We start from the raw sequence: 14,206 nt of genomic DNA on the forward strand, positions 1-14,206 counted from the left end.
GCTAGTGGGTTTCCCCATTCGGACATCGTTAGCTCAAATGCTTGTTACTAGCTCGCCAACGCTTATCGCAAGTTACTACGTCCTTCATCGCCTCTGACTGCCAAGGCATCCACCGTATACGCTTAGTCACTTAACCATACAACCCACATAGGTTTTTCTCGCTTGCGATTTGCTATTTTGTCTGTATTGCAAGCTTCGTTCGTCAGTCATGTAGCACGCTACACTCCTTCCTCTCTCAACTTACGGCTTAGACAAAAACGCAACTTGCTGCGCTGATATTATCTATCGTTCAAACGGGTAAGTTTGAACGAGATGTATCGCAACTAATGGTGTTTACTTTCGCCAAAAGAATACTCTTGAACCATCGTTAAGATGATTCGGCACTTGATTTAAGTGTTTGAGAACTCAATTATTTATTTTTCGCGCTAATGCTATTAACAATAAATAACTTACAAATAAGATATTTACTGTCCCTTTCACATTAACACTATCAGCTTTCCAAATTTTTAAAGAGCGGGCTTAAAAAAGCCAAAGATAAATTTTTCATTTATCTTTGGCGTCTCTATATCCATGTGCATGCCTTACTTCTTGCTGGAAAAGTAAGTCTACTTAAATAATCAAAAAACCTTTTTTTATTATTTAGCTAAGTAAATGGTTCATATACGAGAGTGTAGTGAACCAAAGTTCAAAACAATCAAGTAAATGGTGGAGCTATGCGGGATCGAACCGCAGACCTCCTGCGTGCAAGGCAGGCGCTCTCCCAGCTGAGCTATAGCCCCATTTACATGCAGTCAAACAAACAATCAAATCCAACTTAACATTGGAAATTCCAAATCGAGTTTTAGCCGAAGCAAATTAATGCGACGTTTAGTTCACTAAACGAGTATTAATTTAACAAAGGATAAACGAAGATTTGGTGGGTCAGAGTGGACTTGAACCACCGACCTCACCCTTATCAGGGGTGCGCTCTAACCAGCTGAGCTACAGACCCATTCTTTTTGGTTTTTTAACCCTTACTCTTCGTTACTTTCATCATTTCTCAATCATGTAGGTGAACTACACTCATTGCGAGACTCTTCAAGTGCCTTGATTAAGAATCAAAATCCTCAAAAACAACCTTTCGATTATTTGCTCTTTCTTTCTATCAAGTAATCTGTGTGAACACTCAACAAGCATTGAGTTAGTCGTATAGGTAAGGAGGTGATCCAGCCCCAGGTTCCCCTAGGGCTACCTTGTTACGACTTCACCCCAGTCATGAACCACACCGTGGTAAACGCCCTCCCCGAAAGGTTAAGCTATCTACTTCTGGTGCAGCCCACTCCCATGGTGTGACGGGCGGTGTGTACAAGGCCCGGGAACGTATTCACCGTAGCATTCTGATCTACGATTACTAGCGATTCCGACTTCACGGAGTCGAGTTGCAGACTCCGATCCGGACTACGACCGGCTTTGTGGGATTAGCTTGACCTCGCGGCGTTGCGACCCTCTGTACCGACCATTGTAGCACGTGTGTAGCCCTACTCGTAAGGGCCATGATGACTTGACGTCGTCCCCACCTTCCTCCGGTTTATCACCGGCAGTCTCCCTAAAGTTCCCGACATAACTCGCTGGCAAATAAGGATAAGGGTTGCGCTCGTTGCGGGACTTAACCCAACATTTCACAACACGAGCTGACGACAGCCATGCAGCACCTGTCTCACAGTTCCCGAAGGCACCAAGCTATCTCTAGCGAGTTCTGTGGATGTCAAGAGTAGGTAAGGTTCTTCGCGTTGCATCGAATTAAACCACATGCTCCACCGCTTGTGCGGGCCCCCGTCAATTCATTTGAGTTTTAACCTTGCGGCCGTACTCCCCAGGCGGTCTACTTAATGCGTTAGCTTGGGAGCCCAGTAACTAAGTTACCAAACTCCGAGTAGACATCGTTTACGGCGTGGACTACCAGGGTATCTAATCCTGTTTGCTCCCCACGCTTTCGTACATGAGCGTCAGTCTTTGTCCAGGGGGCCGCCTTCGCCACCGGTATTCCTTCAGATCTCTACGCATTTCACCGCTACACCTGAAATTCTACCCCCCTCTACAAGACTCTAGTCTGTCAGTTCCAAATGCAATTCCCAGGTTGAGCCCGGGGCTTTCACATCTGGCTTAACAGACCGCCTGCGTACGCTTTACGCCCAGTAATTCCGATTAACGCTTGCACCCCTCGTATTACCGCGGCTGCTGGCACGAAGTTAGCCGGTGCTTCTTCTGCGAGTAACGTCACAGTTGTCGTTTATTAAACGACAACCTTTCCTCCTCGCTGAAAGTGCTTTACAACCCGAAGGCCTTCTTCACACACGCGGCATGGCTGCATCAGGCTTTCGCCCATTGTGCAATATTCCCCACTGCTGCCTCCGTAGGAGTCTGGACCGTGTCTCAGTTCCAGTGTGGCTGATCATCCTCTCAGACCAGCTAGGGATCGTCGCCTAGGTGAGCCATTACCTCACCTACTAGCTAATCCCACCTAGACTCATCTAATCGCGAAAGGCGCTCTCGAAAGTGCGTCCCCTCCTTTCCCCCGTAGGGCGTATGCGGTATTAGCAGTCGTTTCCAACTGTTATCCCCCACGACTAGGCAGATATCTAGGCATTACTCACCCGTCCGCCGCTCGACAGCAAAAGTAGCAAGCTACTTTCCTGTTTCCGCTCGACTTGCATGTGTTAGGCCTGCCGCCAGCGTTCAATCTGAGCCATGATCAAACTCTTCAATTAAAGTTTTTTGCGTCATCCACCTTATAAGTAAGGCTAAATCAGCGGCTCAACGAATTATACTGTTTTATAAATCTTACGATTTATAGTTTACATATTTCTATGGTCACTCAGCTCCCCTACTTCTTATAAAGAAATAAGAGATTCATTGAGATAATTTTTTTTATTTACTGCGTTAGCAGAAAATAATTTCGAATAACTCAACACCTGTGAGTGTCCACACAGATTACTTGATAAATTGTTAAAGAGCGTTGCACTTACTAGTGCAGCCGTGACGCTAGGTCGTTGGCTTGGAATGCGTATTTTACGTATTCCCTTTTCTGCGTCAAGCCATTTTTAAACATTTAACATTGGATGATGACTTCTTATACATAAAGTGTTCAAACAAAACTAAATAAAGACTTGATGCGAAGATCTCTTATTAAAAGTCTTCATTAACACTGCGTTGGATATCTTATAGACATCGTCTCTACCGTGTCAGTGGTTGCGGATTATAGGGAATTAAAAACCAAGCACAAGTGCTTTTTTCTATTTCAACACCGAGTGGATAGTTAATCAGCACAGTGGTTGATTTTTGAATAGCACCAGTATATAAAGCCAGCAAAAAACACCAAGAACAGCTTGGTGCTTTTAGTCTTTATTATTTTATAGCTAATCAAACCCTATGTACTGTCATCAAATAGTATAATTAGAGGCTTTTTAAGTATTCTGGTACATCTGCTATCGAGTTAAGTACGACGCTGGCTTCTGCGATCGCTTCATCAGTCACCTCTTTACCTGTACGCACTAGAATTCTGATCGGGATACCAGCAGCTTTAGCGGCAAGCATATCATCACGCTTATCTCCAACCATCACAGATTGACTCAGATCTAATGTCAAGAATTCAGCGGCTGATTGCATCATGCCAGGCTTAGGCTTACGGCAGTCGCACTCTTGTTTATATTCACCAATGCCCTTTTCGGCGTGATGTGGGCAATAATAGATCCCGTCGAGCTCGACACCTTTATCTGCGAAATTCCAATCCATCCACTCTGTTAACGTATGAAACTGATCTTCTGTATAAAGGCCGCGTGCAATACCTGATTGATTGGTCACAACCGCCAGTTTAAATCCCATCTCTTTTATCGAGCGGCAGGCATCAAACACGCCTTCAACGTATTCAAAGTCATCGACCATATGAACATAGCCATGATCAATATTGATAACACCATCTCTATCTAAAAAAACTGCTCGAGTCACGAGTTTAACTCCCCAAAATTATCTGCTGACATTATCCCACCCATCGCCATAAATTGCACCGCTAATCTCATGGACGTTAAACAGCAGGATTGAAATGAATAAAATATACAAATATAGTACAAAGAATCACAGAACTAATACCTGTCACCTACCGAGTTCACTTTTTACAGAGTAGCTGAAGCAATGAGCCTATATTTATGAACATGACCTTATATCAAAGCAGACGAGCAGCCCTATTTAACACACTTCCAAAGAGTAGTGTTGTCATTCTTAGTGGCTACCAGCAAAAAGTAAGAAGTAAAAATATAAAGTATCACTTCAGACAAGACAATGACTTCTTATACCTCACCGGATTCAATGAACCCGATGCAGTCGCTATTTTATGCTCAGATAAAAATACTGACACAGGTTATCGCTATACCTTATTGTGCCGTCCTAAAAATGAGGCTCTGGAAGTCAGCTTTGGTGAGCGTGCAGGGCTTACTGGCGCTATTAGCCAGTATGGCGCTGATGACTCTTTTGATATTGCCGAGCTCGAAAAGGTCGTTCTAGCTAAAATAGACCAGCATACTCACTTCTTTATTAGCGATGAGTGTGACCGCTTCAACACCCAGATCACTGGCTGGTTAAATAATCAGCGGCGCAATAGCAGTTTCGACACTATTAAGCAGTACCGCAGTCTAACGCCACTGGCAAAGTACTTACACCCCATGCGTGTAATTAAAAGCGACGAGGAGATCGCTCAGATAAAAGCGGCTGTCGTTGCCTCAACCGCAGGGCATATCTCGGTAATGCAGGCCTGTAAAGCTGGCGTTAATGAAGCGCTTCTTTCTGCAACGTTTAATTTTACTATCTCACAATTCGGCTGTACCGAGGTCGCCTACCCTAATATCGTCGCTGCAGGTAATAATGCCTGCTGTCTTCATTATGAAGAAAACTGCAGTGATATAGTCGATGGTCAAATATTGCTTATCGATGCTGGCGGAGAACTTGCTCACTATGCTTCCGACATCACTCGCAGTTATCCAGTCAATGGAAAGTTTACCAACTCCCAAAAAGCCATTTATCAATTAGTACTAAATGCACTTGATGCCGCCATTGCTAACGTTGCTCCCGGCACCGCTTGGAACACGCTTTATGAAACCTGCATGAAAGTCATGGCTAGAGGGCTACTTGAACTAGGTTTATTAAGTGGTACTCTTGAAGAGGTGATGGCCGCAGAGAGCTACAAACGTTTCACTGTGCATAAAACAGGTCATTGGTTAGGTATGGATGTACACGATGTTGGCCCATATCATGACGAAAACGGAGAATGGCGCAAACTTGAACCTGGCATGGTGTTCACCATAGAACCAGGGATCTACATTCCCCTTTCAGCAACCGACGTACCAGTAGAATACCGCGGTATGGGAATACGCATTGAAGATGACATTCTTGTCACCCAACATGGCCATGATAATCTGTCAGTTCACATTCCAAGAACAATCGATGAGATCGAGAAAACCATGACGAGATAATTCTTGCTATGCCGATACATTTAGGGAAAGCAATAATTCCTCACTCTCCTTGAACGACATAGTAAATCAATGATAAACAACCATCATCGACCAAGAATATGCGCATAAAAAACGGGCACGGTTAGCCCGTCTCTGCAGATATCACCACACTGTACTTCTCAATAGCTGGCTTTCCGGTGAATGCCTCCTTGGGAAATGGATTTTGATGAGACTGTTTGAAATCGTCACTTTGAAGCCAAATATCGAAAGCCTCTTCATTCTCCCAGGTTGTCAGCACGACATAAGGAGTCTCGCTCGTTTCAGGTTTTAACACCTGCATGGATACGAAGCCTGTTTGCTTGTTTATCTGCCCCACTCGCTTACTAAAGCGAAGTTCGAACTCATTTTGCCAACCTGATGCAACAGGGATTCGATTTGCCACTATATACATATTCATTCCTTTGTTTGATTAGAACCTAATATTATAGCTTTTCTTTATCGCCAGTTATGAGAACCTATCCACTCTGTAGGGCGTCAAATCGATATCGATTTGTTTCCCCCCTATCTGCTGGGTCACCAATTTAGCTGTGATAGCCGACCACGTTAATCCCAAGTGCTGATGACCAAATGAGAAAAACACATTGGCATGATTAGGACAGGCCCCCAACACTGGTAAACTGTCTGGCAGTGAGGGTCTGAATCCTAACCACCGCTCACCGTCACTCGCCTTGGCATCACAAAAAAGCCCAGGCAGTAACGCTTTACCATGGGGAAATAAACAATCTGCGCGGGCATTAACCAAAGGCGCTTTTAGGCCACCAAATTCAACGGTTCCCGCTAATCGAGTTCCTTCACTCATAGGCGTAATAATGAATTTGCGATTATAGGAGGCAACTGGCCGCGACAAACCACTCTTTTGCGGCATCATCAAATGGTAACCTCGCTCACACTCAAGCGGCACTTTATGTCCCAACTGCTTAGCAAAAGGTTTTGACCAAGCACCGGATGCTATAAGCAACTTATCTGCTTTTAACACCTCCCCCGACACGAGGTTTAAACATACAGAGCTGATCTGAGGCACACCTACATCTATCGACTTCAGCTCATCGGTGATCAACTTCCCACCTAAGGCAACAAACGTTTTTGCAAAAGCTTGGCACAATTGATAAGGATCACTAGTATGTCCCACTTGGGTAAAGTACAAAGCATAAGTAATAGTGTCACTCAAGCTAGGCTCAAGCTCCCTGACCTCGATGCCATTAAGCAGTCTGACTTTAACCCCTGCTTCACGGTAATGTTGGAAGGTCTTTTCAACTTCTGCGATATCAGTTCCTTCAAATACCAGCAGGCTACCATTAAACAACAGTAAATCTTCGCAACCACAGAAAGTGGCCAGCTCACAGATGGCGGCAATAGAGGCTTGATTAAGTCGCTTGATAGCTTGACTGTTATGCGCCCTTTTAGTGGGCAACATATTAAGTAAAAAGCGCATAAACCAAGGCAAAGCCTTTAAAAAATACTTAGGTTGGATACGAAAGGGTCCAAGCGGATCGAGCAGCATACCCGGTAATTTAGGTAACAGAGTAGAGTCTGCCAGTGGAAATACCTGCTCAGTGGCAAAATGACCAGCGTTGCCCTTAGATGCTCCTGCAGCCACACCCTCTTTATCTAAAATCTCGACCTGAAAACCCGCCCTTTGTAACTCTAACCCTGTCGCAAGCCCGACAATACCAGCACCGATAATGGTGACACTCTCTTTTGCCTTGCGCGGTTGCTCATGCTCTTTAGGATCCATCGATGCCATCGTTCTCCTGCCTTTAATTTTATATCGACTGTCGAAGCTAACGTATTTGCTTTTGTTCAATAACTTAACGCAACACAAAGCCCGTTTGAAAAATATCATCCGGGTCGACAATAAATTGATGTTGACCCGTTATGTATGAGCGACCCGACACTTGTGGGATCACGGCTTGTTTACCGTGAAACTCACTCTGTCTTAAGGCGCTGACGATCATTCTTCCGTCGACAATACTCTCTATTATTAACGGTTGATTTAACTCTACTTCTCCTTTGGCATGTAATAAGGCAACTCGAGCAGCAACCCCTGTTCCCGTTGGCGATCTATCCACTTCACCATCGGCAAACACGCACACATGACGTGAATGCGCTTGTGGGTCAGTCACCTTATTTGAGGTAAAGATGGTGCCATAGAGAAAACTTAACTCTTTTTCTAACGGATGGTTCAATACATGAGACTTCATCGCGGCATGCTTAATACGTCTACCTATATCTATCAGTTGTGATACGTTTTCTCGGCCACAACTTATGCCCAACAGATCCGCATCGACATATGCATAGTAAGCACCACCAAAACCGATATCGTAATTGACCTCTCCAAATCCTTCGACCATAACAGAACAATCTAACGACTCCGCCCATGAGTCCACATTCTCAAAGCTTGCTTGAATCTTACCATCAGCATCGCGCGATGCCTTGGCAGTAATAAGCCCTGCCGGTGCATCGATTTTTATTATCCTAGACTCACTACCTAAGCTGATGGTGCCGGTTTCACACATCACTTTAACGAGCGCCAAAATACCGTGACCACACATACTGCTATAACCTTCGTTATGCAAAAACAGCACCCCAAAATCCGCATCAGGGGTGATAGCTCTAGTAATGAGTGCACCATACATGTCCGCATGACCTCTAGGTTCATGCATCAACAAAGTGCGATAGTCATCTAAATGCTCGATCACATATTGGCGCATCTCCAATATGGTTTCACCCATAATATCCGGATAACCAGACATGATAATCCTCAGTGGCTCCCCTTCTGTATGGGCATCGAGTGTTATGAATTGTTGACGTTTGCTGACGATTTCAGAAGGTAGATCTTGAAGCTTCATGGCCCATTCCTTTCAAATTATTTGCATGCAATATATAGTATTTGACATTAATCGATACAACCAACAACAAAAATAGGGTTTTCTTTTTACATTTATTGTATACAATATACCATAGGTTTTTGGAATAATCCAAAATTTGACATGATTCAATCTGTTTATATCAGTATCAAAAGTGAAAGAGGTCTTTAAGATGAAAGTAAATTGGCAAGGTGTTTTCCCAGCAATCTCAACACAGTTTAATGATGACGGTTCGATTAACTATGAATCGAATGCCCGTATGCTGGAAGACCTCATCAATGACGGTATCGACGGTATCATTGCCCTAGGCACTATTGGCGAGAATGCCTCACTGAGTCCAACAGAAAAGCGCGAGTTTATTAAACACACTGTAGATACTGTTAAAGGCCGTATCTTAGTCTTATCTGGTTGTACTGAAAATACCGCAGAGCAAGCAGCTCAATATGCTCAAGATATCGAAGAGATTGGTATCGATGGTTTAATGTTATTGCCTGCTATGGTGTATCGCGGTACAGATCGTGAGGTAATTGCTCACTACCAAACGGTCGCACGCTCAACTAAATTGCCTATCATGATCTACAACAATCCTGTTAGTTACGGCATCGACATTGATCTGGAGATGACAGCGATTCTTGCAGCAGAAGAGAACATCGTCGCAATTAAAGAGTCCACCACCGACACTCGTCGTTTGACCGAGTTGCAATCACGCTTCGGTGACCGTTTCAATATTCTGTGTGGCGTTGACGATATCGCCCTTGAAAGTATTCTCTTAGGCGCGACAGGTTGGATCTCTGGTCTCACTAATGTATTCCCACGTGAATCGGTCACGCTATTTAAGCTAGCACGTGCTGGTCGTATTGAAGAGGCTCGCGAGATCTACCGTTGGTTTATGCCTTTACTACGTCTAGATACTATCCCTACTTTGGTTCAATGCATTAAGTTTGCCGAACAAGTCGTCGGTCGTGGGAGAGAAAATGTCCGTATGCCGCGCATGAGCCTAATCGGTGAAGAGCGAGCTTATGTTGAAAATGTCATTAAAGAAGCTATGGCGACGCGTATCGATCTTAATAAGTACAACTTAGATTAAGGGTTAACCACTACCTGTTTCCTCTTTGACATTATGGGTGAATAAATTGACTATCTATCACCCATGTTCACAGCTTATCTTAGCCAAGAGGAACTGGAAAAATGGAGTAAGATTGAGATGTTAAAAGGTACCTTCTTTTGCGTCGATGCTCATACCTGCGGCAATCCGGTTCGTTTGGTCACCAGTGGCCACCCTGCTCTTAAAGGCCACACAATGAGTGAAAAACGCCAAGATTTCCTCAATCAATATGATTGGATCCGCAAAGCCTTGATGTTTGAGCCCAGAGGTCACGACATGATGTCAGGGGCATTTTTGTATCCTCCTTGCAGTGACAATGCCGATGCCTCTATTTTGTTTATCGAAACCAGTGGCTGCCTACCTATGTGTGGTCATGGCACTATCGGCACAATTACGGCGGCAATCGAGTCAGGTCTGTTATCGCCTAAAACACCAGCAAAGCTCGTCATCGATGTACCAGCAGGTCAGATAAATATCGATTTTCAGCAGACGGGCCCCAAAGTTGACTGGGTCAAGATCTACAATGTTCCCGCTTATTTAGCCCACTGCGATGTGATTCTCGATATTCCAGAACTTGGCCCATTAAAAGTCGACGTTTCGTACGGCGGCAACTACTACGTCATCGTTGAACCTCAAACTAACTACCCAGGATTAAGACATTGGTCTGCGGCAGACATTTTGCGCTGGAGCCCTATAGTGCGTCAAATAGCCCATGAGCAGTTAACCTGCATACATCCAAATGACGCGACGGTTTCAGGTGTTTCACATGTGTTGTGGACCGGCGATACCATCAGTGAAGGTTCTGATGGAGCCAACGCTGTCTTTTACGGTGATAAAGCAATCGATCGTTCCCCTTGTGGCACAGGAACAAGCGCTCGTCTGGCACAACTCTATGCCAAAGGGCTGCTCAACGTAGGCGATCAGTACACCCATGAAAGCATTATCGGCAGCCAATTTATCGGCCGCATCGAATCAGCAACCACGGTTGGGGAATATCCCGCCATTATGCCAAGCATTCAGGGTTGGGCCAGAGTAACTGGCCACAACTCCATTACCGTTGATGATAGCGACCCCTACGCCTTCGGCTTCCAAGTTGTATAAATAAATCATTCACACTCTAGCTTAACGAGCTAGTTGGACAGAGATAATTCAGGAATTACTATGATAGATACAATAAAGACAAAATTGACCGGACAACACTTTATCAAGGGTGAATGGATGGGCGATAGTGGCACTTTCTCTAGCTTCAATCCAGTAGAGAATATGCCACTGGATTGGCAATTTTCCACTGCATCAAACCAAGATATCCATACCGCAGCGAAAGCGGCCAAACAGGCATTTAATCAGTATCGTTCAACCACGCCGATACAGCGCGCCGAGTTTCTAGAAGCCATTGCCGATGAGATCCAAGCAGATATAGAAACGATCACGACAGCAGCTCACTTAGAAACCGGACTACCTATGGCCAGACTTCAGGGCGAAACAGGCCGAACTTGTGGTCAGTTAAGGTTATTTGCCAGTACATTACGTCAACCACTCGAGCCTAAATTTGTCGATTTGGCTAATCCAGAACGTGCTCCATTGCCAAAAGCTGATACCCGGCTCAGCGTATTACCACTGGGTCCTGTTGCCGTATTTGGCGCATCGAACTTCCCGTTAGCCTTCTCAACGGCTGGTGGCGATACTGCCTCAGCATTAGCCGCTGGTTGCAGCGTGATTGTTAAAGGCCACCCTGCCCATGCGGCCACGAGTGAATTAGTGACCCATGCTATCGAAAAAGCCATCAAACGCTGCAATATGCCTGCCGGCGTATTTAGTTTAATCCAAGGCACGGCACCGCAGGTATCGGTAGATCTCGTCAATCAGAGTGCCATTAAAGCGGTTGGTTTCACCGGCTCACTCAAGGTGGGCCGTATCTTAGCTGACTTATGCGCAGCCCGAGTTGAGCCGATCCCTTTTTATGGCGAGCTGGGATCAACTAACCCACAGTTCCTGTTAAACCAAATACTGTCAGACAAAGCCGAGCAGCTTGCCAGTACGCAGGTACAATCTATGATGATGGGACACGGTCAATTCTGTACTAGCCCAGGTGTTATTATTGCTCAAACTGGGGAGCCGCTGAACCGTTACATCGCGACAGTGACAGAAGATATCTCATCTTTAGCAGCATCAGCTATGTTAACATCTGGGATTGCTTCAACCTATCAAGCACACATTGATTCCCTCTTGAAAAACCCTCAGGTCAACTTAATTGCACAGGGACAAGCTGCAAACGCAAGCCACCAGACTCGACCAATTGCATTTAGAGTATCAGCTGAAGCTTACTTAGCCTCAGAAGCGCTACAGCAAGAGGTATTCGGCCCATGCGCAATTTTAGTTGAATGCGAAAATCTGGCTCAGATGCAGCTAGTTGCCGCTGATTTAGATGGCCAATTGACAGCCACCATTCATGGAACCGATGCTGAATTGTCACAAAACTCAGACTTAATTGAAGCCGTGGCCTATAATGTTGGTCGCCTAATTTTCAATCAGATGCCGACCGGCGTTGAAGTGTGTCATTCAATGAATCATGGCGGGCCATATCCTGCCAGCACTGATAGTCGCAGCACTTCAGTAGGCAGTCAGGCAATGAAGCGGTTTGAGCGACCGATCTGCTATCAAAATATGCCAGAATCAATTTTACCAAGTGAATTAATGCTATCAGACCCTAAAGTTATGACATTTTAAACTTTGCTTGATTTACCAGAAATAAATAGAGGGAAGATAGTTTCCCTTTATTTATATTGACAATAACGGTAATCTTACAAGGATAAAATAGAATAACGAATAGTCAAAATTGAAACTATGAGCCGATCAACACCTATTATCCATAAAACTCGCACTCAAGTTGTCGTTGAAGTGCTTAGAGAAAAAATTCTTTCTGGTGATATCGCAGCTGGTGAACCACTTCGCCAAAGTGCATTAGCTGAAGAGTTAAATGTCAGTCGTATTCCTGTTAGAGAAGCCTTACTTCAGCTAGAAGCTGAAGGTTTGGTGAAGTTTGAAGCCCATAAAGGCGCAACAGCAACCGTGTTGTCAGTCGAGCAAGTGACAGAATTGTTCGAGCTCAGAGCCATGATCGAAACCGATCTGCTTGCCAAAGCTATACCGAATTTAACTGATGATGATTTTCTGCAAGCAGAAAAAGTGCTTGATGAATTGGAATCTGCGTTTAAGCAAGAAGATGCTGTCGCCACGTGGAGTGAACTGAATACTAGCTTCCACACATGCTTATATCAGCCGGCAAATCGTCCACATACCTTAGAGGTTGTGCATGGTTTAAATACTAATTGTGACCGCTATATTCGTTTACAATTACTGCTTGCTGGCGGAATACCACGAGCAGAGCAAGATCACCGCGATTTGCTCCAATTCTGTAAAAGTAGAGAAATAGACAAGGCCGTCGAACTGTTGCGTTGTCATATTTTGCATGCTGCTGGTGAGATCCGTAATCTTGTCGCTCAACAAGTGGTATAGGTCACAGTTGCAGTGCAAACGACTTGTTAAGCTAAATTTACGTTTGATAAGGCAGAGCCAAGGTTCTGCCTTTTTTATTTGAGAGAAAACTAGATGCAGTACGCCACAATTACCGGTTGGGGAAAATGTGTTCCTCCAGCAACACTAACAAACCATGATCTTTCAACCTTCATTGAAACTTCTGACGAGTGGATTAAATCACGTACCGGCATCAGTCAGCGTCATATCAGTCATGTAAATACCTCTGAACTTGCTTCTGTCGCCGCGCAACACGCGCTTGCTGCCGCTGGTATCAAAGGCAGTGACTTGGATATGATCATTTTAGCGACTGCCAGCCCGGATACCTTGATCCCAAATATCGCTTCTACTGTTCAAGCCAATGTCGGCGCAACTTGTGCGGCATTTGATATTAATGCAGCCTGTAGTGGCTTTCTCTACGGCGTAGGTCTTGCCAGTTCACAGATTAAAAGTGGTCAATGTAAAAAAGTACTGGTTATCGGTGCTGAGCGTTTATCTTTCTATTTAGACTGGTCACGTCGTGACACTGCCGTGTTATTTGGCGATGGTGCTGGTGCTGTTGTACTTGAAGCTACAGATCAGGAAATTGGTGTGCTTGGTTATGAGCTTAACAACGATCCTGCTGGTCGCGATATTCTAAAAGCGGGCTTCGGTACCGCCATGGATAGATTCAGTGCTGACTCTCTTGAATTCTATATTGAATTTAACGGTCAAGAGATCTTTAAACGTGCCATCGCAGGCATGAGTAAATTGAGCACTAAAGTGCTTGAGAAATGCAAAATAAGTAAAGATGATGTTGATTGGGTTATTCCTCATCAAGCTAACGAGCGTATTATCGATACGCTTATTAGTCGCATGAAGATCCCGAAAGAGAAAGCGATCGTCAATATTGCCAACTATGGTAATACCTCCGCTGCTACGATCCCTATTGCCATCTGTGATGCATTAGAACAAGGTAAGATAAAGCCTGGTCAAACTATTCTTTCCTGTGCTTTTGGAGCCGGCCTGACATCGGCTGCAGCCTTAATTAAGTGGGGCGACAGAGTCAGCCCTATTAATGAAAGCAATGCCGAGCTGCCGCCCTGTGATCAAACCGGTATTGAGCTGGTCAGCAAAGCCGTTAAACATTTTTGTGGCTAATCGTTAACAGCAATTAAATT

Annotated in this window: 10 protein-coding genes, 2 tRNA genes and 2 rRNA genes (1 of these 14 cut by a window edge); 6 read left to right on the top strand and 8 right to left on the bottom strand. The window is 44.7% G+C overall.

What is annotated here, in order from left to right:
• From HWQ47_RS15520 to gmhB, 5 genes are all read right to left on the bottom strand, one after another.
• Positions 1–136, bottom strand: a 23S ribosomal RNA gene (locus HWQ47_RS15520) (it extends 2,778 nt beyond the left edge of the window).
• A gap of 567 nt (positions 137–703) precedes the next feature.
• Positions 704–779 (bottom strand) — tRNA-Ala (locus HWQ47_RS15525).
• Positions 780–914: 135 nt separating this feature from the next.
• Positions 915–991 (bottom strand) — tRNA-Ile (locus HWQ47_RS15530).
• 202 nt (positions 992–1,193) lie between these two features.
• A 16S ribosomal RNA gene (locus HWQ47_RS15535) occupies positions 1,194–2,747 on the bottom strand.
• The 16S and 23S rRNA genes sit together here with 2 tRNA genes alongside, the layout of an rRNA operon.
• Positions 2,748–3,432: 685 nt before the next feature.
• On the bottom strand, positions 3,433–3,984 hold the full coding sequence (gene gmhB / locus HWQ47_RS15540; RefSeq protein ID WP_269966977.1) for a D-glycero-beta-D-manno-heptose 1,7-bisphosphate 7-phosphatase: 552 nt from the start codon (positions 3,982–3,984) through the stop codon (positions 3,433–3,435).
• A gap of 197 nt (positions 3,985–4,181) precedes the next feature.
• Between gmhB and HWQ47_RS15545 the strand changes: the two genes are divergently transcribed.
• Complete coding sequence (locus HWQ47_RS15545; RefSeq protein ID WP_269966978.1) at positions 4,182–5,501, top strand: aminopeptidase P N-terminal domain-containing protein; 1,320 nt, start codon at positions 4,182–4,184, stop codon at positions 5,499–5,501.
• Positions 5,502–5,622: 121 nt separating this feature from the next.
• Here the strand turns inward: HWQ47_RS15545 and HWQ47_RS15550 are convergent, their stop codons facing one another.
• The 3 genes from HWQ47_RS15550 to HWQ47_RS15560 form a co-directional block, all read right to left on the bottom strand.
• The gene (locus tag HWQ47_RS15550; RefSeq protein WP_269966979.1) at positions 5,623–5,931 is read right to left on the bottom strand and encodes an antibiotic biosynthesis monooxygenase family protein; all 309 of its coding nucleotides are present in this window, start codon (positions 5,929–5,931) and stop codon (positions 5,623–5,625) included.
• Between the two features lie 54 nt (positions 5,932–5,985).
• A complete protein-coding gene (locus HWQ47_RS15555; RefSeq protein ID WP_269966980.1) occupies positions 5,986–7,284 on the bottom strand; it encodes an NAD(P)/FAD-dependent oxidoreductase in 1,299 nt (432 codons plus the stop codon).
• Between the two features lie 64 nt (positions 7,285–7,348).
• Positions 7,349–8,389, bottom strand: coding sequence for a proline racemase family protein (locus tag HWQ47_RS15560; protein ID WP_269966981.1), 1,041 nt, complete (start codon positions 8,387–8,389; stop codon positions 7,349–7,351).
• Positions 8,390–8,579: 190 nt separating this feature from the next.
• Here HWQ47_RS15560 and dapA point away from each other — a divergent pair, with 190 nt between their 5' ends.
• From dapA to HWQ47_RS15585, 5 genes are all read left to right on the top strand, one after another.
• The gene (gene dapA / locus HWQ47_RS15565) at positions 8,580–9,494 is read left to right on the top strand and encodes a 4-hydroxy-tetrahydrodipicolinate synthase (protein WP_269966982.1); all 915 of its coding nucleotides are present in this window, start codon (positions 8,580–8,582) and stop codon (positions 9,492–9,494) included.
• Positions 9,495–9,611: 117 nt separating this feature from the next.
• Positions 9,612–10,613 (top strand): 4-hydroxyproline epimerase, encoded by a 1,002-nt coding sequence (locus HWQ47_RS15570; RefSeq protein ID WP_269966983.1) that lies wholly within the window; start codon positions 9,612–9,614, stop codon positions 10,611–10,613.
• A gap of 60 nt (positions 10,614–10,673) precedes the next feature.
• Positions 10,674–12,239 (top strand): aldehyde dehydrogenase (NADP(+)), encoded by a 1,566-nt coding sequence (locus HWQ47_RS15575; protein ID WP_269966984.1) that lies wholly within the window; start codon positions 10,674–10,676, stop codon positions 12,237–12,239.
• A gap of 117 nt (positions 12,240–12,356) precedes the next feature.
• Positions 12,357–13,028: a GntR family transcriptional regulator gene (locus tag HWQ47_RS15580; protein ID WP_269966985.1), complete on the top strand. Its 672-nt coding sequence runs from the start codon at positions 12,357–12,359 to the stop codon at positions 13,026–13,028.
• Between the two features lie 93 nt (positions 13,029–13,121).
• Positions 13,122–14,186 (top strand): ketoacyl-ACP synthase III, encoded by a 1,065-nt coding sequence (locus HWQ47_RS15585; protein WP_269966986.1) that lies wholly within the window; start codon positions 13,122–13,124, stop codon positions 14,184–14,186.
• The last annotated feature ends 20 nt before the right edge of the window (positions 14,187–14,206 follow it).

The sequence above is a fragment of the Shewanella sp. MTB7 genome (genome assembly GCF_027571385.1).
Classification (GTDB): domain Bacteria; phylum Pseudomonadota; class Gammaproteobacteria; order Enterobacterales; family Shewanellaceae; genus Shewanella.